The 22231-nt window shown below is 52.7% G+C and carries 18 protein-coding genes; 10 read left to right on the top strand and 8 right to left on the bottom strand.

Features of this window, described 5'->3' with window-relative positions; translation table 11 throughout:
• Window positions 1-157 precede the first annotated feature (157 nt).
• The 3 genes from ELY33_RS06090 to ELY33_RS06080 all read left to right on the top strand — a co-directional run bounded on the left by ELY33_RS06090 (window position 158) and on the right by ELY33_RS06080 (window position 4458).
• Window positions 158-1927, top strand: a complete 1770-nt coding sequence (locus tag ELY33_RS06090; protein ID WP_126945465.1) for a type I secretion system permease/ATPase — start codon at window positions 158-160, stop codon at window positions 1925-1927.
• The gene (locus tag ELY33_RS06085; protein WP_126945461.1) at window positions 1924-3264 is read left to right on the top strand and encodes an HlyD family type I secretion periplasmic adaptor subunit; all 1341 of its coding nucleotides are present in this window, start codon (window positions 1924-1926) and stop codon (window positions 3262-3264) included. The genes ELY33_RS06090 and ELY33_RS06085 overlap by 4 nt, the downstream gene beginning before the upstream one ends.
• 273 nt (window positions 3265-3537) lie before the next feature.
• Window positions 3538-4458: a ketopantoate reductase family protein gene (locus ELY33_RS06080; RefSeq protein ID WP_126945458.1), complete on the top strand. Its 921-nt coding sequence runs from the start codon at window positions 3538-3540 to the stop codon at window positions 4456-4458.
• A 55-nt stretch (window positions 4459-4513) separates the two neighbouring features.
• On the opposite strand, the gene mmsB is transcribed toward ELY33_RS06080, so the two are convergent.
• The 8 genes from mmsB to ELY33_RS06040 form a co-directional block, all read right to left on the bottom strand.
• On the bottom strand, window positions 4514-5422 hold the full coding sequence (mmsB, locus tag ELY33_RS06075) for a 3-hydroxyisobutyrate dehydrogenase (protein WP_279629868.1): 909 nt from the start codon (window positions 5420-5422) through the stop codon (window positions 4514-4516).
• Between the two features lie 23 nt (window positions 5423-5445).
• Window positions 5446-6561: an enoyl-CoA hydratase/isomerase family protein gene (locus ELY33_RS06070; protein ID WP_126945452.1), complete on the bottom strand. Its 1116-nt coding sequence runs from the start codon at window positions 6559-6561 to the stop codon at window positions 5446-5448.
• 20 nt (window positions 6562-6581) lie between these two features.
• Window positions 6582-7736 carry an acyl-CoA dehydrogenase family protein gene (locus tag ELY33_RS06065; RefSeq protein WP_126945449.1) on the bottom strand — a complete coding sequence of 385 codons (1155 nt, stop codon included), beginning with the start codon at window positions 7734-7736 and terminating at the stop codon, window positions 6582-6584.
• A gap of 318 nt (window positions 7737-8054) precedes the next feature.
• Window positions 8055-9047, bottom strand: a complete 993-nt coding sequence (locus tag ELY33_RS06060) for a branched-chain amino acid ABC transporter permease (RefSeq protein ID WP_126945446.1) — start codon at window positions 9045-9047, stop codon at window positions 8055-8057.
• Between the two features lie 2 nt (window positions 9048-9049).
• On the bottom strand, window positions 9050-9937 hold the full coding sequence (locus ELY33_RS06055) for a branched-chain amino acid ABC transporter permease (RefSeq protein WP_126945443.1): 888 nt from the start codon (window positions 9935-9937) through the stop codon (window positions 9050-9052).
• 263 nt (window positions 9938-10200) lie between these two features.
• Complete coding sequence (locus ELY33_RS06050) at window positions 10201-11424, bottom strand: ABC transporter substrate-binding protein (protein WP_126945439.1); 1224 nt, start codon at window positions 11422-11424, stop codon at window positions 10201-10203.
• 136 nt (window positions 11425-11560) lie between these two features.
• A complete protein-coding gene (locus ELY33_RS06045) occupies window positions 11561-12313 on the bottom strand; it encodes an ABC transporter ATP-binding protein (RefSeq protein ID WP_126945436.1) in 753 nt (250 codons plus the stop codon).
• A complete protein-coding gene (locus ELY33_RS06040) occupies window positions 12310-13098 on the bottom strand; it encodes an ABC transporter ATP-binding protein (protein WP_126945493.1) in 789 nt (262 codons plus the stop codon). Before ELY33_RS06040 ends, ELY33_RS06045 begins: the two co-directional genes overlap by 4 nt.
• Before the next feature lie 358 nt (window positions 13099-13456).
• Here ELY33_RS06040 and ELY33_RS06035 point away from each other — a divergent pair, with 358 nt between their 5' ends.
• From ELY33_RS06035 to ELY33_RS06005, 7 genes are all read left to right on the top strand, one after another.
• Window positions 13457-13864 carry a MerR family transcriptional regulator gene (locus ELY33_RS06035; protein ID WP_126945432.1) on the top strand — a complete coding sequence of 136 codons (408 nt, stop codon included), beginning with the start codon at window positions 13457-13459 and terminating at the stop codon, window positions 13862-13864.
• Between the two features lie 6 nt (window positions 13865-13870).
• Entirely contained in the window at window positions 13871-15040 is a 1170-nt protein-coding gene (locus ELY33_RS06030; protein ID WP_126945429.1) for an isovaleryl-CoA dehydrogenase, read from the top strand.
• A gap of 10 nt (window positions 15041-15050) precedes the next feature.
• Window positions 15051-16658 carry a carboxyl transferase domain-containing protein gene (locus ELY33_RS06025; protein ID WP_126945426.1) on the top strand — a complete coding sequence of 536 codons (1608 nt, stop codon included), beginning with the start codon at window positions 15051-15053 and terminating at the stop codon, window positions 16656-16658.
• Between the two features lie 11 nt (window positions 16659-16669).
• On the top strand, window positions 16670-17503 hold the full coding sequence (locus tag ELY33_RS06020) for an enoyl-CoA hydratase/isomerase family protein (RefSeq protein WP_126945423.1): 834 nt from the start codon (window positions 16670-16672) through the stop codon (window positions 17501-17503).
• On the top strand, window positions 17500-19539 hold the full coding sequence (locus ELY33_RS06015; RefSeq protein ID WP_126945420.1) for an acetyl/propionyl/methylcrotonyl-CoA carboxylase subunit alpha: 2040 nt from the start codon (window positions 17500-17502) through the stop codon (window positions 19537-19539). The genes ELY33_RS06020 and ELY33_RS06015 overlap by 4 nt, the downstream gene beginning before the upstream one ends.
• 10 nt (window positions 19540-19549) lie before the next feature.
• Window positions 19550-20455, top strand: a complete 906-nt coding sequence (locus ELY33_RS06010; RefSeq protein WP_126945417.1) for a hydroxymethylglutaryl-CoA lyase — start codon at window positions 19550-19552, stop codon at window positions 20453-20455.
• A gap of 61 nt (window positions 20456-20516) precedes the next feature.
• Window positions 20517-22220 carry an AMP-binding protein gene (locus ELY33_RS06005; protein WP_126945414.1) on the top strand — a complete coding sequence of 568 codons (1704 nt, stop codon included), beginning with the start codon at window positions 20517-20519 and terminating at the stop codon, window positions 22218-22220.
• Window positions 22221-22231: the final 11 nt, after the last annotated feature.

The raw sequence follows: 22231 nt of genomic DNA, 5'->3' as shown, positions 1-22231 counted from the left end.
TAAATTCTGATACGTTAAAAAACAATTCACTTACAATTAACATACAAACAGGCAAGGCGATTAAGCGCCTCAGGCCGGCTCTCGTCTCTGTCAGGGTCAGAATTTCCTTACGGATGCGAAACGTACCAATAATCGAAAAATACCCAGGAGCTTGGCTATGGCGGTTTCACATGAAGGTTCTGACTTAAAGAAGGTGCTCAATACCAGCAGGCAAAGTTTTATCTACGTAGGAATATTCAGTTTTTTTATTAATTTGCTGATGCTGGCTCCGCCGCTATATATGCTGCAGGTCTACGATCGGGTTATCACCACACGCAGCCAGGAAACACTGCTGATGCTAACCCTGTTGGTAATATTCCTGTTTTTGGTGATGGGGGGGCTGGAGCTTCTGCGTTCGCGTATTCTTGTGCGGATCGGTAACCGACTCGATGTACTTATCAGCCAGCGCCTCTATTCCGCCATGTTTAAACGCTCGTTGATAATGCCTGGTAGGCCTTCGGCTCAGCCGCTAAATGACCTGACCACACTGCGGCAATTCCTTTCCGGTAACGGCCTGTTTGCATTTTTTGATGCGCCTTGGGTGCCGATCTATATCGCCGTTCTAGCAATGTTCCACCCTTGGTTCGGGCTTTTCGCCCTGGGAGCCGGCATCATTTTGGCGACGCTGGCCATCATTAACGAAGCCATTACCAAATCGCTATTGAACGACGCCAATAGCCAGCATGTACTTTCCCAAGATTTAGCCAACAGCAACCTCAGAAACGCCGAAGTGCTTCATGCCATGGGTATGTTGCCCAATATCATGGGCCGCTGGAGCGCGCGGCATCGTGAATACTTGGTATTGCAATCCAAAGCCAGCGATAGAGCCGGCATGATCACCAATACCTCTAAGGTGCTCAGGCTGATGTTCCAGTCGCTAATTCTAGGGCTAGGGGCATATTTGGTACTCACCGGCGATCTCACCCCCGGGATGATGATTGCCGGCTCCATCTTGATGGGACGTGCGTTGGCACCTATCGATCAAATGATCAACGGTTGGAAAGGGTTCTCAGGAGCCCGCACTGCCAGGGCACGCCTTGAAGAACTGCTTAATACCATTGCTGCCGAAGAGCCGCGCATGCCGCTGCCCAAGCCCAAGGGCCGCCTCGTACTCGAAGGCGTTACAGCCGCACCTCCCGGACAGAAGCTACCGACCCTACGCAATATCAACCTGACGCTAGCCAGGGGTGAACACCTAGCCATCGTGGGGGCCAGTGCCTCCGGTAAATCTACCCTGGCACGTGTTGCCCTCGGCATTTGGCCGAGTCAGTTTGGCTGTGTGCGCCTGGACGGCGCTGATATTACTCAGTGGAATCGCTCGGCGCTGGGGCCTCACATCGGTTACCTGCCTCAAGACATCGAACTCTTCGATGGCACTATCTCGGAAAACATTGCCCGTTTTGACGCGGTGGACCCTCAGGCAGTAGTGCATGCGGCACAGAAAGCTGGCGTTCACGAAATGATCCTAGAACAACCCAATGGCTACGACACTTGGCTATCCCATGGAGGTAATACCCTCTCAGCTGGCCAACGCCAGCGCATTGGTTTAGCGCGGGCGCTATACGGGCAGCCCGTGCTGGTTGTGCTGGACGAACCTGACGCCAATCTGGACGAAGCAGGTGAACAATCGCTTGCCCACTGTTTAGCCCTACTGCGTCAGGAAGGCACTACCGCAATGATCATCACCCACCGGACGCTCTTGCTAACTAACGTCGACAAGGTATTGGTGCTTAAAGAGGGCCAGATTTCCTCGATCAAGCCACCCACCAGCATCGCGCCCGTTGCACGTATGACGGCAGATGGAACCCGCACGGTGACCCCAAAACGGGTGACCACACTAAAGCCCAGCGCACGGGGCCGTAATAACGGCGAGGATACCCAACCATGAACATGCAAAATACTCTGGGTGCCAATATCGCGCCAGCGGCGAACGATGAGCTGCCACTTGAAGATAAGCGCTATCGCCGGCTAGGTATTGCCATTCTAATCCTCGCCGTTGGCGGCTTTGGCAGCTGGTCGGTGTTTGCCAACCTCGCTGTATCAGTGGTTGCCCCCGGCTCCGTTTCGGTAGAGAGCTTTACCAAGACCGTGCAACACTTAGAAGGAGGGATCGTTGAGCGCATACTCGTCGAGGACGGCGACCAGGTGGAAGTAGGCGATGTCCTGATGGTGCTTGACGATACCCAGGCATACTCCCAACTGCAGGTTACCCGCTCTAACTATCTCATTAGTCGCGCTACCGAGGTGCGGCTTTTAGCTGAACTCAGCGATGCCGAGTCACTCAGCTTTCCCGAGGAGCTTACTGCTTCAGAAAATCCCCGAGTGAAAGAAGTACTTGAGGTACAGCAGCGTCTTTTTGAATCACGGCGCGAATCTCTCATTGGAACACTAGCGTCCCTCGACGAGCAGACTGTCCAAATGAACGAGCAGATTGAAGGCTTGCTCAACACCCAGGACATCAACCAACGGCGTATCAATTCACTCGAAGGCGACGCGGCGAATCATCGCCAACTATTTAGAAACGGCATGATCAGCAGTCAGCGAATGCGTGAACTGGAACGTGAGAGCTTGGAGTACCAGAGCGTCAATGCCCAGCATGCCTCTGAGGTTGCCCGCCTGCACTCCCAAATCAGCGAAAACGCATTAAAAAAACAAGTTCGCTTGCAGGAATTTCAACAGCAGGTGGGCGAGTCGCTGCGCCAGACCCAAGCCGAAGTGGCCGACGCCGAAGAGCGTCTCACGGCACTTACGGATAAAGTGAACCGCACCCAGGTGCTAGCGCCGGTCTCAGGAACGGTCGTCGGGTTAAAGGTACATACGCTGGGAGGCGTCATTCGCTCCGGGGATCCACTACTCGATATCGTGCCTACCAATGTTGGTTTCATCGTCGAAGCCAAAGTCCCCGACCATGATATCGATCACCTTTATAGGGGGCAGCCAGCGGAGATTCGTTTCAGCGCCTTCAATCAGCGCCTATCGAATGTCATCGCCGCTGAGGTCATCCATGTGAGCGCCAATAGCTTCGAAGATGAAGCCACTCGGGCTCGCTACTACAAAGTACGACTGCGCGTCACTTCCAAAGGCCAGGAAGATATGACCGACACAATGACGCTGCTAGCCGGCATGCCGGCCGAGGTGATGCTGCGAACGGGCGAGCGAAGCTTCGCAAGCTACCTCGCCAAGCCACTCTCAGACATGCTAGCCCGCGCCATGCGTGAGGATTGATAGGTTAGGCTAGTTATCAGACGCTTTTAACCCTTGCGGCCTGCCCTTAGCAAAAGCGTTTTCATAGCGTTATGCACGCTGGGTTCTGTGGCACGCTCCACAGACCCAGCAGGCCAGATAGCTTTTGACCACGACGTCACTGGTTAGCATGCCCAGCGTAATGGGGGAGCGGCCATCTTCGCTAATGCGGCTATTAAAGTTCCCTCACCTTCGCCTCTGTACTCCGAACGCGGTAAGCTTTGCAGCATTCCCAATACCGATAATGTTTCGATGATGACAACCCACTGGATTCTTGGCCCTGGGGCCATTGGCCGCTTGTTGGCGCATTCAATGGCTCCATTTATTGAGGTGGTGGTGATTGGCCGCCGTGCTTTGCCTACGCGGCAGGTGCTTACCACGCCAAAAGGCGAATCGCATAGTCAGAACTTAAACATGTTGACCGCTGCGCAGTTAACGGCTGATGCGCCCGCGCCGCCTGGGTTTGTGCATATCACCACCAAAGCCATGGCCGCTGAAGCGGCGCTTGAGAGTATTGTTGATGTAATACCGCCTACTACCCCACTGGTGCTGTGGCTGAACGGTTTTTATGCGCAGCCGCGACTTACTCAGTTGTGGCCTGGGCCGGTGCTGTGCGCCACGACTACCCAAGGCGCTTACCTCACTGGAGACGATAGTGTGGTACACGCTGGGCGTGGGCCAACGTTTATTGGTGACTTGGGTAATCAGCACGCGGGGTTGGCAGAATCTTTAGCGGCGCTGTTGAGTGAGGCGGGATTGACTGCCACGGCGGTAAGCGATATTCGTCAGCGTTTGTGGCAAAAGTTAGCGGTGAACGCAGCAATTAACCCCATAGTGGCGCTAAATGGCGTGCGTAATGGAAAGCTACGCGACAAGGCCTACGCAGGCCGTGTGATAGCCGTAGTGAACGAAGTGGCAGCAATTTTACAGCAAGAAGGCGTGGCTGCACCCAATGGTGGCGAAGGTGAATCCGCGTGGTTAGCGCTAGTGTGGCAGGTGGTAGAAAACACCGCGAACAATAAGGCGTCGATGTTGCAGGATGTGGAAGCAAAGCGCCCTACCGAGCGTGAGGCGATTTTAGGGCCGCTGATAGAAAGTGCTGTGCGGCATGGGTTGAGGTGTGAGGTGCTGAAGAGGTTGGATGGTGAATTGGCGTTGTTGGAGGCACGTTTTTAGCTAGTAGACTGGGTGGCTATGCCACCCAACCTCCTCACTATTCATTATTTACTACTCACTCCTTATCTTGATAAAACTGCAGCAGACTGGAAAAGTCGAGTTTACCGTTGCCGCCTGCTTTATGCAGAGTGAATAACGAACGTGCGGCAGAGCCCATGGGTACCGGTGAGGCGCTTTGCTGGCTGACATCCATCGCTAAGCCCAGGTCTTTGATCATTAGATCCACCTGGAAACCGCCTTGATAGCCTTTCGAGGCGGGGGCATTTTCCATCACACCAGGGTAAGGGTTGTAGACGTTTAACGCCCAGTTACCACCAGAACTTTGCTTCATGATTTCGGAAAGCACGGCGGGGTCCAGGCCGTTTTTCACGCCCATGTTGATTGCTTCACAGGTGCCTGCCATCAGGATCGAGAGCAGCATGTTATTGCACACTTTAGCCACCTGCCCCGCGCCGTGGTCACCAGCATGGAAAATGTTCTTACCCATTACATCAAGAACGGGCTTGGCCTGCTCAAATTGTGCTGCGCTGCCGCCCACAATAAAGGTCAATGTGCCCGCCTGCGCCCCACCTACCCCACCAGATACCGGCGCATCGACAAAGCCAACACCTTTTTCAGCGCCAGCAGCTGCGACGCTGCGGGCGGTATCCGCGTCAATGGTCGAGCAATCAATCACCAGGGCACTTTTTTTAATCACATCAAACAGCGGTTGGTCGCCGTCTACATACAGCCCACGCACGTGCTTGCCTGCAGGCAGCATGGAAATAATGAAATCTGCATCGGTGGCCGCGGCCTGGGCAGAAGCAGCTACTTCACAGCCTTGAGATTTTGCCGCTTCCAAGGCTTGCTCAGAAAGGTCGAACGCACGAACGTTAAAGCCCGCTTTCGCTAAGTTGGCCGCCATGGGGCCACCCATATTGCCTAAACCGATAAACGCGACAGTAGTCATCTTTATTGTCCTTATTAAAAAATTGGCTGAGAAACGGGTTAGTGAAGATCTGCCAGAGGGCTCTTTTCCCACGGCGAAACCAGCAACTCATCGATAAAGCTTTTTTCGACTGACGAAACATCCGGATATTTCCACGCCGGCTGGCCGTCTTTATCGACCAGCAGCGCGCGGACGCCTTCGGGGAATTCCTGATGGCGGCAACACTGCACGGAAAGCGCCAGTTCAAACTGAAACACCTCAGCCAACGACATATGCTTAGCGCGCTTTAGTTGCTCATCAATCAACTTCACTGACACCGGGCTACCATGGGCCAATGTTTTCTGCGCTTTGCTGAACCATTTATCATCGCTGTTAACCGCAAGCACAGCATCGACGGCCTGCTCAATAGTGTCGTGATCCATCAGCTCACGAATCAATACAGCTGATTTGTAAACCGGAGATGCCAGGTCAGCAAATACGTCTTGAGACGCTTGCTCAAATTCGCGCAACACGCTGTTCACCACGCCATGGGCGTCAGTTTGTTTCCCTTCTCCCCAGGTGGCATCCATCAGTTTTTGAGCCAGATCTGTGCGGTAGTGGCTAGCAATCGCACGGTCAGCAAGGCCAAGATGAACAGCATCCGGCGCGTTAATCTGGCTGCCGGTCATCGCTAGAAAGCGCCCGGTGCCATTCGGCAAGCGGTTGAGAAACCAGCTTGCGCCAACGTCCGGATAAAGGCCAATAGTCACTTCTGGCATGGCAAGCCGAGTGGTTTCGGTGACAATTCGGTGGCTGCTACCGCTTAGCAGCCCCATGCCACCGCCCATCACAATACCGCTGCCCCAGCAAATCACGGGCTTGGGATAGGTATGCAGTAGGTAATCCAGGCGGTATTCGTTTTCAAAGAAACGTTCGGGGAAATCTGGCTCGCCGTCACCTTTAATCGCTTTGTAGAGATTGACGACATCGCCGCCAGCGCAAAATGCTTTTTCACCGGCGCTATCCAGCAGAACAGCAACGACTCTTTCGTCGGTTTGCCACGCTTGTAAGCGTGGCAGGATCTCTTCAATCATCTCCAACGTCAGGGCATTCAGTGAACGCTCTGCGTTAAGCGTGATCTCGCCAATAACATGGCCATCTTGGGTGGCGTGTTCAGCAAACAGTACGCTACTCATTCCATTGTCCTTGTGGTTGGCTACAGTTCAGAGGCACCATCAGATAGCACGCGGCGGGAAATAATCAGTCGCATGATTTCGTTGGTTCCTTCCAGAATGCGGTGTACGCGGGTATCACGCACATAGCGCTCCATCGGGTACTCCTTAATGTAGCCGTTGCCACCGTATAGCTGAAGCGCCTCGTCACATACTTTAAAGCCGACATCGGTCGCAAAGCGTTTAGCCATGGCACAGTAAGCAGTGGCATCGGGGTTGCCAGCATCCAATTTTGTTGCCGCCATTCGTACTAGCTGGCGGGCCGCCACAAGCTCAGTGACCATATCGGCTAAACGGAACTGCAACGCCTGAAAGTCTGCTAAGCGCTTACCAAATTGCTTGCGCTCCAACATGTATTCACGGGCTTTATTAATAGCTTGCTGGGCGGTGCCGATTGAGCAGGTGGCGATGTTGATGCGCCCACCGTCCAAACCTTTCATGGCAATTTTGAAGCCGTCGCCTTCATTACCTAACAGGTGATTGGCAGGAACACGCACATCTTCAAAAGTAATCATACGCGTTGGTTGGCTGTTCCAGCCCATTTTGTCTTCTTTGCGGCCGTAACTAATGCCGCTTGCTTTAGCATCGACTGCGAAAGCAGAAACGCCGCCAGGGCCTTCACCGCCTGTGCGCGCCATCACCACTAGGAAATCGGTGCTGCCGGCGCCAGAGATAAACATCTTGCTGCCGTTTAACAGATAATCATCGCCATCACGTTTAGCGGTGGTTTTTAGCGAGGCCGCATCGGAGCCTGAGTTGGGTTCGGTTAAACAGTAAGAACCCAGTAACTCACCTGTGGCCAGCTTTTCGCCCCACCGCTCTACCGCTTCCGGCGTACCGAAGTCGGCCAGCATCCACGTCACCATATTGTGAATGGTGAGGTAAGCCGTGGTTGAAGTGCAGCCCATGGAAAGCTGTTCAAAAATAATGCTGGCATCCAGACGAGACAGCCCAAGTCCGCCAACACTTTCTGGCGCGTAAAGTGAGCAAAAGCCTAGCTCGCCTGCTTTGCGGATGACATCTACAGGAAAAAAGGATTCAGCGTCCCACTGCGCGGCATGGGGTTCTAACTCGTTCTGGGCGAAAGCCCGAGCCATATCGGAAAAAGCTACCTGGTCTTCACTTAACTCAAAATTCATGGCGAATCTCCGCAGCATGCATAGCTGAACAGCATAGGATCGGGCTGAGCAACTTGGCGTTTGCTATTATCTTTATTAGTAATTGGCGTTATTGGCCATTGTCTCTACAGGCGATTGTCATTACAGACAACTGTCTTTAACGGACAACTGCCTTTTACGGACAATGTTGACGTTTACGTTAACTTATATTTTTACCCCAACACGTGCAACTGCTTACTCCACTACCTTTGGCGTAGAGAGATGATTTGTTTGGTGTAGAGAGATAATGTGGGCAGAAAAAAGGGTGCCCGAAGGCACCCAAACATCGGACAGAACCGATTATTTAAAGTTTTTGCGATACATTTTGTCGAGTTCGCCCACAATGCCGCTACGGAAGCTAAGCACACAGAGAACAAAGATAATGCCGAGAATGACGCTTACCCAGTTGCCCAACGGTGACTGCGCCAAAATATGCTGCAGGCTTACGACAATGCCTGCCCCCATAAGAGGACCAAGTAACGTGCCCACGCCACCTAGCAGCGTCATGAGAATCACTTCACCCGACATATGCCAGTGGGCATCCGTTAACGAAGCCAGCTGGAATACTACGGTTTTGGTAGAACCCGCCAACCCCGCCAGCGCTGCAGAGAGTACAAACGCCAGCAGCTTGTAAGCATCTACGTTGTAGCCCAGCGAAACAGCACGCGGCTCATTTTCTCGAATCGCCTTGAGTACCTGCCCAAAGGGCGAATGCACGGTGCGCTGAATTACTGCGAAGCCAAAAATAAACACCGCAAGCACAAAGTAATACATCGCCAGGTTACTGCTCAGGTTGATTACGCCAAACAAATCACCGCGCGGCACGCCATGCAAGCCGTCTTCACCACCGGTAAACGATGACTGAACGAAAACGAAAAACATCAGCTGGGCAAGCGCTAATGTCACCATGGCAAAGTAAATACCCTGCCGCCGGATCGAAAGCACCCCAAACAACACACCCAATAGGGTTGCCATCAAGGTTCCCCCAATAATACCCATTTCTGGTGTTAACCCTGGGTAGCTTGCCAATAAATAGCCTGTTACATAGCCACCGGTGGCTAAAAATGCCGCGTGTCCGAAAGAAAGCAGTCCCGCATAGCCTAGTAACAAGTTAAAAGCGCAGGCAAACAGGGCGAAGCAAAGAATCTTCATCAGAAAAACGGGATAGGCTAGAAAAGGGGCCACTAACCCAACGGCTAAAAGCGCTATATAGAAAATATTGCGGCGCATTCTGGCCCGTTTTTGCCGCTCTTTAACGACCGATGGTGCATCGTATGCTTGAGAGTCTGCCATGATTATGCCTCCTTACCGAACAGCCCAGCGGGGCGTAACATGAGCACCAATATCATCACTAAGAAGATCACGGTATTGGAGGCTTCGGGGTAGTACACTTTGGTTAAGCCTTCGATGATCCCCATGCCTAAGCCGGTGAGAATCGCGCCTAGAATGGACCCCATACCGCCGATAACGACCACCGCAAATACAACAATCAGTAGACTTGAACCCATGGTAGGTGAAACAGGATAGAGCGGTGCTGCTAACACGCCGGCAAAAGCGGCCAACGCTACGCCAAACCCATAAGTCAGGGTAATTAACAGCGGTACGTTTACCCCAAACGCTTGCATCAGTTGGGAGTTTTCAGTGCCCGCCCGTAGATAGGCGCCCAACCGCGTGCGCTCAATCATAAACCAGGTAAATAGACACATAGCCAGTGCGGCTACCAACACCCAAGCACGGTAGGTAGGCAAGAACATGAAGCCTAAATTCAGGCCGCCTTGTAGCGCTTCTGGGGTCGAATAACGCGCACCAGAAACCCCGAAGAAATTCACCAGCGTCCCTTCAAAAATTAGCGCCAGCCCAAAGGTGAGTAGCAACCCATAGAGATGGTCTAAATGGGCAATGCGACGTAGCAAAAAGCGCTCCATTAGCATGCCGAAACCACCAACCACCAATGGCACTAAAAACAGCGCTAGCCAATAGTTGATACCTAAATAGCGAAAGCCTAGCAGTGCGGCGAAGGCCCCCAGCATGTATTGCGCCCCATGGGCGAAGTTGACGATCTTCAGTAGGCCGAAGATGACCGCCAGGCCCAAACTAAGCAGTGCATAAAAGGCTCCATTCACGAGCCCAAGCGTTAGCTGGCCCATGAAAACGGCCAATGGCACGCCGAATATCATCATCATTGTATGACTCTCCTCGCCGCCAAGCTGATGGTAGCGCCTGCTACCACCCCTGCGTGTTGCCTATTTTTTAGAAGCGTTTACAAAAGCGCCTTTTTCAATAACACCTAGCGGGTTACATAAACCGCCGAGCCATCCAATATGGCTTGAACAACTCGACGATTTAACCGCTTGGTTTCTAAGTGCTAAAGTTTCTAAGTGCTAAAGTTTCTAAGTACTTAAATTGCTAAGTACTTAAATTTCTCAGCACTTAAGCTTACAAGCGCTTAGTTTTGAACCAGTTTGCACTGGCTTTCAGAGAGCGGACGATAGGCTTCATCGGCAGGAATGGTGCTGAGGATTTCGTAAAGATCCCACTCACCGGTAGACTCTTCCGGCGTTTTTACTTGGGCAAGGTACATGTCATGGATCATGCGGCCATCTTCACGAATGGAACCGTTACGCGCAAAGAAGTCTTCAATAGGCATATCAGCCATCTGGGCACGTACAACTTCAGGGTCATCGGTACCCGCTGCTTCTATGGCTTTCAGGTAATGCATGGTGCTTGAGTAGATACCTGCTTGAACCATGGTAGGCATACGGCCAACTTCTTCAAAGTACCGCTCTGACCATTCACGAGACTGTTCATCCATGTCCCAATACCAGCCAGTGGTTAGCAGCAGGCCTTGAGTAGATTCTAAACCTAGCGCGTGAACGTCGTTTAGGAAAATCAGCAGGCCTGCTAACTGCTGGCCACTCTGGGTCAAACCAAACTGGCTAGCCGTGGTAATCGCGTTAACGGTATCAGCACCGGCGTTAGCCAAACCAACAATCTTCGCGCCAGAGCCTTGGGCCTGAAGGATGTACGAGGAGAAATCGCTTGTTGGGAATGGATGGCGAATGCCACCAACAACTTCACCGCCGTTAGCTTCTACGACATTGGTGACATCCGCTTCTAGCGCATGGCCGAAAGCATAATCCGCCGTTAACAAGAACCAGCTGTCACCACCCTGCTCTACGACTGCTTTCGCGGTACCGTTTGCCAGCGGGTAAGTGTCGTATACCCAGTGAATGTGATTCGGCGTACAGTGCTCATTGGTGATACTTGATGCAGCAGAGCCCGATACGATGCCCAAGCCATTGTTTTCTTCAAGCACCTTAGTGACCGCGATAGACACCGAGGACGCTACCAGGCCGCCCACCATGTCGACATTACGCTGGTCGATCCACTCACGAACCGTGTTAGCACCGACGTCAGCGCTGTTACGGTCATCAGCACTAAAGATGACGATGGGCGAGCCATTCACACTGCCACCAAAATCAGCAACCGCCATTTCCATTGCCGTTTGGCCGCCTGGTCCAGCAAGATCGCGATACGTGCCTGACATATCAGCTAGGTAACCAATACGAACTTCGTTATCGCTAATTTCTGCGTGAGCGGTGGATATCGCCATGCTAGAAGCAGCGGCAACGGCGATGCTAGCGGTCAGTGTTTTTTTCATAAAGGTCATGTTCGTCTCCTGGCCCTCGGGGCCTTTTTTGTTGTGTTACGACGTACGAATAAAGTGCTTACAGAACGTTTAGTGTTATTAATCTTGTACTGCACATACTGTTTAGCTGATGCGATATTAATGATCTAGGTCGGCGTTATACCCCCAGCATGGTATTGAGATGGTCTCGACGTGACGGAAGCTGTTCAGCGCTGATCTCTTCAACAATCTGACCGTGGTCCATGACAAAATGACGATCTGCCAATGGCGCTGCAAAGCGGAAGTTTTGCTCGACCAGGACAATGGTCATGCCCCGCTCTTTTAGCTGCATGAGTACCTCGCCGAGTTTTTGCACGATAACGGGAGCTAACCCTTCGGTAATTTCATCCAGCAAGAGAAGCCGCGCACCGGTGCGCAAAATACGCGCCATGGCCAGCATCTGCTGCTCACCACCGGAAAGCCGTGTGCCTTGGCTTTTGCGACGTTCGTAAAGATTAGGAAACATGCCGTAGATTTCATCTAGGCTCATGCCGCCAGAACGTACCGTGGGCGGAAGCAATAAATTTTCATGCACATCTAGGCTGGCAAAAATACCGCGCTCTTCAGGGCAGTAACCAATACCTAGCCGTGGAATATGGTGCGCCTTCATCGTCAACGTTTCGTTGCCATTAATCACGATGGAGCCAGTACGACGCCCGACCATATTCATAATAGATTTTAGCGTGGTGCTTCGTCCCGCCCCGTTGCGGCCAAGCAGTGTGACCAACTCACCGCGCTTAACATCGAAATTTACGCCGTGAAGAATGTGGGATTCGCCGTAGAAAGCGTGCAAATCGTGCACTCTAAGCATTTCTAACGTCGTTTGAGAGTCCGCAAACTCATTAGCGTTGTGGGCTTCAGCAGTATTCATACGGCAGCCTCCTCTTCAGCAGCGTCACTGCCCATATAAGCCTCACGCACCAGCGGATTGCGCGAAACTTCGTCATAGTCGCCTTCGGCTAGTACTGCGCCACGCGCCAAGACCGTAATGCGGTCGCAAAGTCGGCTAACCACGCTCAAGTTGTGCTCCACCATCAATACTGTGCGCCCTTTCGAGACACGCTTGATTAACGCCACGATGCGGTCAACGTCTTCTGCGCCCATGCCTTGGGTTGGTTCATCTAACAACATCATCGTAGGGTCTAGCGCCAGCGTGGTAGCAACTTCAAGCGCGCGCTTTCGGCCATAAGGCATTTCTACCGTTAACGTATCGGCGTATTCACGCAGGCCAACCTCTTCGAGTAGCTCCAGGGCTCGCTCGTTAAGGTGGTCCAACGTCTTTTCTGACTTCCAGAAGTGAAACGATGTACCTAATTGACGCTGCAACGCGACCCGCACATTTTCCAGCGCCGTCATATGGGCAAACACTGCTGAAATTTGAAATGAACGCACCAGCCCCAACTGCGCAATCTCGTTAGATTTCTTACTAGTAATGGGCTTACCGCGATAAATAATTTCTCCACGTGTAGGCGGCAGGAACTTGGTTAGCAAGTTAAAAAAGGTGGTCTTCCCTGCACCGTTTGGCCCAATCAGGGCGTGAATATGCCCTTCTTGAACACTGAGATTAACGTTATCCACGGCGGTAAAACCGCGGAATTCTTTGGTCAGCCCTCTGGTTTCGAGCACTGGGCCATTAAGAACATCGTCTGCACGCATGGAGTGATAAGCCTCTTTTTGTTCTTGTGTTCGGGTGTTCTTGTATCCGGGTGTTGGGTGCTGACGTTTCACCAACCACTTCATCAGTGAAACTCGTTAGCCGGCAACACACCCTTACCTGAACGTAAGGTGTAGGTGCAAACTAGCAATCACTTGAGGGGTATTACAATTACAACTTTGGTCTACGCTTGTTTAATGATTCTTCAAGTTAACAATCTAATTTAATATTTTTCAATAGCTTATAAAAAAATCAAGCAAATCACAAATGCACAACAACTGCTTTACGTTAACGTAAACTTGTTTTAGCCTCATGGTCAGTGTTCCATAGGGACATCCCCTATTGACGAGAATAATGATAATGAGCAAAACCTACACGATCAGCGAACTGGCCAGCGAGTTCGACGTTACTACTCGCAGCATCCGGTTTTATGAAGACCAGGAGCTACTTCACCCCACCCGCCGCGGCCAAACACGTGTTTACGGCAGTAAGGATCGCGTACGACTGAAGTTAACGCTTCGTGGTAAGCGACTCGGGTTTTCCCTGGCAGAAATTCGCGAATTATTCGAGCTGTGGGATGAAACTCGCAGCGGCAGTGAAAAGCAGTTGCATCTAATGTTAAGCAAGATCAGCGAGCGTAAAGCGGCGCTAGAGCAACAAATGAAAGACATAACAATGGTTCAGCTAGAGCTTGAGAGCGCTGAAATTCGTTGTCGCCAAGCACTTGAAGAACTTGATGAAAAGCCCCCTTTAACAATGACAAGGTGATTGACCATGTTTACCCACTATTCAGAACTCAATTTTGGCCTCGACGATGAACTGAACATGCTGCGCGAGCAGGTCAACGCCTTTGCCGCTAGCGAAATTGCTCCTCGCGCCGCTGAAATCGACCGCAACAACGAATTCCCTAACGATCTATGGAAGAAATTTGGCGACATGGGTCTGTTAGGGATTACTGTTTCCGAAGAAGATGGTGGCAGCGGCATGGGCTATTTGGCCCACTGCATCGCGATGGAAGAAATTTCACGGGCAAGCGCCTCTGTCGCGCTTTCCTACGGTGCGCACTCAAACCTGTGCGTCAACCAGTTAAAAATTAACGCCACCGCTGAACAAAAAGAGAAATACTTGCCTAAGCTGATCAGCGGCGACTACGTGGGCGCTCTGGCAATGTCGGAGCCAGGCGCGGGGTCTGATGTCGTGTCAATGCAGCTGCGTGCCAAACTAGACGGTGATCACTACATTCTTAACGGCAATAAAATGTGGATCACCAATGGCCCCGACGCTGACGTACTGGTGGTCTATGCCAAAACCGACCCAGACGCAGGCTCCAAAGGCATTACGGCTTTTATCGTCGAAAAAGGCATGCCGGGCTTCACTACCGCACAGAAGCTCGACAAACTGGGCATGCGTGGCTCCAATACCTGCGAGCTAGTTTTCCAAGACTGCAAAGTACCTGCTGAAAACGTGCTAGGTGACGTTGGCAAAGGCGTACGAGTATTGATGAGCGGATTGGATTACGAGCGCGCCGTACTGGCTGCTGGCCCTATCGGCATCATGCAAGCCGCTATGGACGTTGTTTTGCCTTACATTCACGAACGTAAGCAGTTCAACCAGTCAATTGGCGAGTTCCAGTTGGTGCAAGGAAAAGTGGCGGACATGTACACCACGCTGAATGCCTGTCGTGCCTACTTGTACGCTGTGGCTGGCGCCTGCGACCGTGGACAAACCTCTCGTAAAGACGCTGCCGGTGTCATTCTTTACTGCGCAGAAAAGGCCACCCAGGTCGCGCTCGATGCTATTCAGTTACTGGGCGGCAACGGCTATATCAATGAGTATCCCACTGGTCGCCTTCTGCGTGATGCCAAACTGTATGAAATTGGCGCGGGCACCAGCGAAATTCGCCGGATGCTGATTGGCCGCGAACTCTTCAACGAAACAAAGTAAGGGACGCGCCATGAGCACTATCTCTACACAGATCAATCCCCGCAGCGATGTCTTTCAAACCAACGCAGCATCTATGCTTGGGGAAGTTTCCAAGTTACGAGAATTGACCGCTGCCGTTGCCCAGGGCGGTGGCCACAAGGCTCGTGAGCGCCATGAAAGCCGCGGCAAACTATTCGTGCGTGACCGTATCGATCATTTAATTGACGAAGGCTCGCCATTTCTAGAATTTTCCGCATTGGCGGCCCATCACGTTTACGATAGCGACATACCTGCCGCAGGCGTGGTGACAGGCATTGGCCGGGTTTCTGGCGTTGAGTGTGTGATTGTGGCTAATGACGCCACGGTTAAAGGTGGCACCTACTTTCCGCTAACGGTGAAAAAACACCTGCGTGCCCAAGAAATCGCACGCAAGCACCGCTTACCGTGTATTTATTTGGTGGATTCCGGCGGTGCTTTCTTGCCCCGCCAGGATGAAGTGTTCCCTGATCGTGATCATTTCGGGCGTATTTTTTACAATCAAGCCACCATGTCTGCTGAAGGCATTCCTCAAATCGCCGTGGTGATGGGTTCCTGCACCGCGGGCGGCGCTTATGTTCCCGCCATGGCTGATGAGTCGATTATCGTTAAAGAGCAGGGCACTATTTTCTTAGGCGGCCCGCCGTTGGTAAAAGCTGCCACCGGTGAAAGCATTAGCGCTGAAGACCTAGGCGGTGCGGATGTTCACGCTAAAGTGAGCGGTGTGGCTGACCATTATGCTGAAAATGATGCCCATGCCCTGCAGTTGGCTCGCGCTTGCGTATCCCGTTTAAACTGGCAAAAGCGTGGCAAGCTCGCCATGCAAGCGCCCAAGCCACCAACGCTTGATCCTTCTGAGTTGTATGGCATTGTCGGCACCGACCTTAAAAAGCCTTACGACGTTCGCGAAGTGATCGGGCGGATTGTCGATAGCTCTGACTTTGATGAATTCAAGCGCTACTACGGCGACACCTTGGTCACTGGCTTTGCCCATATCCACGGCTATCCGGTGGGCATCGTGGCCAATAACGGCGTGCTGTTTTCAGAAAGCGCTGTAAAAGGTGCGCACTTTATCGAGCTATGCGCCCAGCGCAAGATTCCACTGGTCTTCCTGCAGAACATTACTGGCTTCATGGTTGGGTCTAAGTACGAGCATGAAGGGATCGCTAAGCACGGTGCGAAGTTAGTGACGGCCGTGGCATGCGCTAAAGTCCCTAAGTTCACTGTTCTGATTGGCGGCAGTTTTGGTGCGGGTAACTACGGTATGTGTGGCCGCGCCTACGATCCCAACCTGCTGTTCATGTGGCCCAATGCGCGTATTTCGGTAATGGGTGGCGAGCAGGCAGCAGGTGTACTCTCCCAGGTAAAACGTGAGCAGTATGAGCGCGATGGCCGCGAGTGGACTAAAGAGGAAGAAGAGGCCTTCAAAAAGCCCACCCGTGAGCAGTACGAGCACCAGGGACACCCCTACTATGCCAGCGCCCGCCTATGGGATGACGGCGTGATCGACCCGTTACAAACACGCGACGTTCTTGGGCTTTCTCTGGCCGCCGCAATGAATGCTGACGTCGAAGAGACACGCTTCGGCGTGTTCCGGATGTAAGGGCGAACACTATGGCTTACTCAACGCTATTGATTGATAAAGGCGTGGCACGCCTGACCTTAAACCGTCCAGAGGTGCATAACGCCTTTGACGATAGCTTAATCGCCGAATTAAATACGCATCTAGACGACTTGCATGCGCTTGCCAACGCCGGTGATGTTCGGGCGGTAGTACTTGGGTCCGAAGGTAAAAGTTTCTCTGCTGGCGCTGACCTTAACTGGATGAAGCGCATGGTCGATTACAGCCTTGAAGACAACCTAGCTGACTCTCGTAAGCTATCAGCACTTATGTTCGGGCTAGACACCTTGCCCTGCCCTACCATTTGCCGTGTACAGGGGGCGGCTTTTGGTGGCGCGGTAGGTCTTGCCGCTTGTTGCGATCTGGTGGTCGCTTCAGATAAAGCTAAATTCTGTCTGTCGGAAGTAAAAATTGGCCTATCACCTGCGGTGATTAGCCCTTACGTACAGCGTGCACTTGGCGAACGTCAACTGCGGCGCTACGCACTCACCGCTGAAGTAATAGATGCGCCAACGGCACTGGCACTCGGCTTAGCCCACCAAGTCGTTGAGCACGATGCGCTGGATAGTGCGGTAAACGACATGCTTGACACCCTTCTTGGGGGCTCTCCCCAAGCTCAGCGGGCGACCAAAGCATTGCTCGCGAGCGTGGCCCAGGCGCCCGATAGCGATGTTACCCGAGAGCATACCTGCCACGTCATTGCCAAACTCCGGGTGAGCCAAGAAGGCCAAGAAGGCTTATCCAGCTTTTTTGAAAAGCGCCGCCCGGCCTGGACGCAACCGTCTGGCCTTCAAGAACATAACAATGCTGCGGAGCCACGCTCATGACGCTTGAACACACAAAATTCGATACGCTACTGGTGGCAAACCGCGGTGAGATTGCCTGCCGCGTAATGCGAACCGCCCGGCGCATGGGGCTGAAAACCGTCGCCGTTTATTCAGATGCCGATGCCTCCGCTCGCCATGTCCGCGAAGCCGACGAAGCTATTCGCTTAGGTCCTGCCGCCGCCCGCGAAAGTTACCTTAACGTTGACGCAGTTATCGACGCTGCCAAACGTACCGGCACAGGCGCTATCCACCCCGGCTACGGTTTCCTTTCAGAAAACGGTGGGTTCGTTAAAGCCCTTGAGCAAGCAGGCATTATCTTTGTTGGCCCACCCGCGTCGGCAATTGCCGCGATGGGCGACAAATCCGCCGCAAAAGCCCGCATGGCGAATGCTGGCGTGCCGCTAGTGCCTGGGTATCATGGCGACGATCAGGATGACGCACTCCTGCGCAGCGAAGCCGACAAAATCAGCTATCCCGTGATGTTGAAAGCCAGCGCCGGTGGCGGTGGTAAAGGCATGCGCGTTGTCGAAAGCGGCGAAGGATTTCAAGCAGCGCTAGACGGCTGCCGACGCGAATCCAAAGCGGCTTTCGGCGATGACCGTATGTTGATTGAGAAATACCTGGTTCAGCCACGCCACGTCGAAGTACAAGTATTCTGCGACCGCTATGGCAATGGCGTGTATCTTTTCGAGCGTGACTGCAGCGTTCAGCGTCGCCATCAAAAAGTCATCGAAGAAGCGCCAGCCCCCGGCATGACGGCAGAACTACGCAGCGCCATGGGCGACGCTGCCGTGCGAGCTGCCCAAGAGATCGGTTATGTGGGCGCAGGCACCGTCGAATTTTTGCTAGACATTGACGGCTCGTTTTACTTTATGGAGATGAACACTCGTCTTCAGGTTGAGCATCCTGTCACCGAGATGATCACCGGCCAGGATTTAGTGGAATGGCAGCTGCGCGTCGCGATGGGCGAACCACTTCCTTGCTCACAAGATGAGCTAACCATCACAGGCCATAGTTTTGAAGCACGCATTTATGCCGAAGATCCAGAGCAAGACTTCCTGCCCGCTACCGGCTTATTGACTCGCTTTGCGTTGGATTTAGAGGGTGCCGATTTAGATAGCGATCGGGTGCGCTTAGACAGTGGTGTAGAAAGCGGCGATGCTGTTTCTATGCACTATGACCCCATGCTGGCCAAACTGATTGTTCATGGCGCTGACCGTGATGCGGCGCTCGCCACGCTCAATCGCGCCTTGGCAGCATTGGATGTGCAGGGCGTGGTGACTAACCGCGCCTTCCTGCAGCGCTTGGCAAATCACCCAGGCTTTAAAAACGTTGAACTCGACACGCGTTTTATCGAACGTAACGAAGCCACGCTGTTTGCACCGCGTAGCTACTCTACCGAGGCCTATGCCAGCGCCGCTCTGATTGGCCTGCACCAACTGGCTCAAGAGTGTGAAAGCGACTCCCCATGGGATCGTCACGACGGCTTCCGCCTGAATGCCCCGCATACGATTCGTATTGCGCTATGTGACCCGGCAAGTGCCCAAGCGGCTGACAGCGATGAAGCGGTGGTTATTGTCGAAGGGAAGCGTGAAAGCGGTGAATCGCTTTGGAACCTCACTATTGGCGATAAAACACTGACGGCTAGCTTACAACCGCTAACGGGCGACGCAGTGGCGGTCACACTAAATGGACACCGTCATCGCCTGCAAGCGCGCCGCGATGGCCATGTCGTGGTCATGGCTGAACCAAGCGGTGAAACTCGCCTATTCTGGCGACGCATTGATGCCATCGATCACGGTCACCATGAAGCAGAATCAACACTGACTGCCCCCATGAATGGCACTGTCGTGGCGTTGCTGGTGGAGCCGGGTGTCTCTGTTGAGAAAGGCATGCCGTTGATGGTCATGGAAGCGATGAAGATGGAACACACCATGACCGCGCCTGTTGATGGTAGCGTGGAGACGTTCCACTTCCAGTCGGGCGATACCGTTAGCCAAGGTGACGTGCTACTCGACTTTGCCCCCAGCGAATAGGAGCTAACCGATGGCACTACCGACGTCTATTAAATTGTTTGAGATGGCCCCTCGTGACGGCCTGCAAAACGAACCGGGCACTCTAGTGCCCACCGCTATCAAAATCGAACTGATCGAACGGCTGGCTAACGCTGGCCTTACCCATATTGAGGCAGCCAGCTTTGTATCGCCTAAATGGGTGCCACAAATGGGTGATGCCAGCGAAGTTATGCACGGCATTACTCGCAAGCCTGGCGTGGTTTACTCGGCGTTAACGCCTAACCTAAAGGGGCTAGAAGGTGCGCTTGCCGCTGGCGTTGAGGAAGTAGCGGTATTCGGTGCGGCCTCTGAGGCGTTCTCGCAGAAAAATATTAACTGCTCGATTGCTGAGTCGCTGGCCCGCTTTGAGCCAGTACTGGCGAGAGCCAATGACGCTGGCATTCGAGTGCGTGGCTATGTTTCGTGTGTACTGGGTTGCCCTTACGAAGGGGATATTTCGCCCCACAAAGTCGCTGAGGTAGCAAAGGCACTTTATGAAATGGGCTGCTATGAAATTTCCCTAGGCGATACCATCGGTGTAGGCACCCCATTGGCCGCTAAACGCATGATCGAGGCGACCCGTCAGCAGGTGCCCATTGAGCATTTAGCCGCTCATTTCCACGACACCTATGGCATGGCACTAGCCAATCTTTATGCCGTTATGGAAGAAGGTGTGGGCGTGATTGACGCTGCGACAGCGGGGCTTGGCGGCTGCCCATATGCCAAAGGGGCATCCGGCAATGTGGCTACGGAAGATGTCCTTTACCTGCTGGAAGGGCTAGGCATTAACACCGGCATAGACCTCCAGGCAGTGATTGATACTGGCATCTGGATCTCTCAACAGCTCGGCCGCAAGCCCAGTTCTAAAGTCGCGTTGGCCAAAAGCACGGTTGGCTAATAATAACTAGAGGCCAACTACTTTCCCGTTGAGACAAAAAAAACAGTTCGGAGAGAAACCCATGGCATCACCTGCACACACCCTACCTAGTTATACCAGCAGCACCGCAGATAAGCCGCTGCTGGGTATGACCATTGGCGATAAGTTCGACCAGATCGCTGCACAATATCCTGATAACGACGCACTGATCGCACTTCACCAGAACATCCATTGGAGCTATCGGCAGCTCCAAGAAGAGGTTAACCGCTGCGCCCGCGCGTTGCTGGCCATTGGCGTTAAAAAAGGCGACCGAGTTGCCATCTGGGCACCCAACTGCTGCGAATGGACCCTAACCCAGTTTGCCACCGCCAAAATCGGCGCAATTTTGGTCAATATTAATCCCTCTTATCGCACTCATGAGCTGGACTACGCGCTCAATCAATCTGGTGCGCGCTTTCTAATTACGGCCAATCAGTTCAAAAGTTCTGATTACACCGCTATGTTATTTGAGCTTGCGCCCGAACTGAACAACAGTGAGGAAGGTCAATTAAAATCACAAAAGCTGCCTGATCTTGAATGCGTCATTAATCTAAGCAATGAAAAACACAGCGGTATGTGGCGCTGGGAAGATTTTATTAAGGAAGCCAAAAAGGTCAGCCAAACAGATGTCGATGACCTACAGGCCACGCTACAGTTTGATGACGCGATCAATATTCAGTACACCTCGGGCACAACGGGGTTTCCGAAAGGCGCGACACTTTCACACCATAATATTCTTAACAATGGTTTTTTTGTGGCCGAAAGCATGGGCTTTACCAGCGAAGACCGCTTGGTAATCCCCGTGCCTCTATACCACTGTTTTGGCATGGTGATGGGTAACCTGGGCTGCATGACCCACGGCGCAACAATGATTTATCCGGATGAAGGTTTCGACCCAGGCAAAGTGTTAAAAGCGGTACACGAGCAAAAAGCCACCGCGCTGTACGGCGTACCCACTATGTTCATCGCCGAGCTAGAACACCCTGACTTTGCCACTACCGATTTTTCATCGCTGCGCACTGGCATTATGGCGGGCTCTATATGCCCTGCAGAAATCATGAAGCAGGTCATCGAAAAGATGAACATGAAAGGCGTACAAATCGCCTATGGCATGACTGAAACAAGCCCCGTATCGACGCAAACCGGCGCTAACGATACCATCGAAAAACGCGTTTCTACCGTTGGCCGCACCCAGCCCCACCTGGAAAGCAAAATAGTCGATCCAGGCAATGGCGGCATTCTGCCCCGCGGTGAAATTGGCGAGCTATGCACCCGTGGCTACAGTGTGATGCTTAAGTATTGGAAAAATGAAAAAGCCACTGTGGAAGCCATTGATGAAGCGGGTTGGATGCACACGGGTGACTTGGCAACAATGGACGAGGAAGGTTATATCCAGATCGTTGGCCGCATTAAAGACATGGTCATTCGCGGCGGCGAAAACGTGTATCCCAAAGAGATCGAGGAGTTTTTGTACGCCCATCCAGCGATTTCAGAAGTACAAGTTACTGGCGTGCCAGACAAGAAGTATGGCGAAGAATTAATTGCCTGGGTGAAGATTAACAGCAGCGCTGAAGAAGTCACGGGAGAAGACCTCCGCGAGTACTGCAAAGGCAAAATCACTCACTTCAAGATTCCCCGCTACTTTAAATTTGTTGATGAATTCCCCATGACGGTGACAGGTAAAATTCAGAAATTCAAAATGCGCGAAATCTCTATCCAAGAGCTTGGGCTTGAGGATCAAAAATAACTTTATAATCA

This window comes from Vreelandella andesensis (genome assembly GCF_003989795.1).
In the GTDB taxonomy this organism is placed as follows: Bacteria; Pseudomonadota; Gammaproteobacteria; order Pseudomonadales; family Halomonadaceae; genus Vreelandella; species Vreelandella andesensis.
This window is presented reverse-complemented; position numbering and strand designations above follow the sequence as displayed.

Coding starts and splice junctions, on each gene's coding strand:
- ELY33_RS06090 (WP_126945465.1), top strand. CDS start 158: ATGGCGGTTTCACATGAAGGTTCTGACTTAAAGAAGGTGCTCAATACC.
- ELY33_RS06085 (WP_126945461.1), top strand. CDS start 1,924: ATGAACATGCAAAATACTCTGGGTGCCAATATCGCGCCAGCGGCGAAC.
- ELY33_RS06080 (WP_126945458.1), top strand. CDS start 3,538: ATGACAACCCACTGGATTCTTGGCCCTGGGGCCATTGGCCGCTTGTTG.
- ELY33_RS06070 (WP_126945452.1), bottom strand. CDS start 6,561: ATGAGTAGCGTACTGTTTGCTGAACACGCCACCCAAGATGGCCATGTT.
- ELY33_RS06065 (WP_126945449.1), bottom strand. CDS start 7,736: ATGAATTTTGAGTTAAGTGAAGACCAGGTAGCTTTTTCCGATATGGCT.
- ELY33_RS06060 (WP_126945446.1), bottom strand. CDS start 9,047: ATGGCAGACTCTCAAGCATACGATGCACCATCGGTCGTTAAAGAGCGG.
- ELY33_RS06055 (WP_126945443.1), bottom strand. CDS start 9,937: ATGATGATGATATTCGGCGTGCCATTGGCCGTTTTCATGGGCCAGCTA.
- ELY33_RS06050 (WP_126945439.1), bottom strand. CDS start 11,424: ATGACCTTTATGAAAAAAACACTGACCGCTAGCATCGCCGTTGCCGCT.
- ELY33_RS06045 (WP_126945436.1), bottom strand. CDS start 12,313: ATGAATACTGCTGAAGCCCACAACGCTAATGAGTTTGCGGACTCTCAA.
- ELY33_RS06040 (WP_126945493.1), bottom strand. CDS start 13,098: ATGCGTGCAGACGATGTTCTTAATGGCCCAGTGCTCGAAACCAGAGGG.
- ELY33_RS06035 (WP_126945432.1), top strand. CDS start 13,457: ATGAGCAAAACCTACACGATCAGCGAACTGGCCAGCGAGTTCGACGTT.
- ELY33_RS06030 (WP_126945429.1), top strand. CDS start 13,871: ATGTTTACCCACTATTCAGAACTCAATTTTGGCCTCGACGATGAACTG.
- ELY33_RS06025 (WP_126945426.1), top strand. CDS start 15,051: ATGAGCACTATCTCTACACAGATCAATCCCCGCAGCGATGTCTTTCAA.
- ELY33_RS06020 (WP_126945423.1), top strand. CDS start 16,670: ATGGCTTACTCAACGCTATTGATTGATAAAGGCGTGGCACGCCTGACC.
- ELY33_RS06015 (WP_126945420.1), top strand. CDS start 17,500: ATGACGCTTGAACACACAAAATTCGATACGCTACTGGTGGCAAACCGC.
- ELY33_RS06010 (WP_126945417.1), top strand. CDS start 19,550: ATGGCACTACCGACGTCTATTAAATTGTTTGAGATGGCCCCTCGTGAC.
- ELY33_RS06005 (WP_126945414.1), top strand. CDS start 20,517: ATGGCATCACCTGCACACACCCTACCTAGTTATACCAGCAGCACCGCA.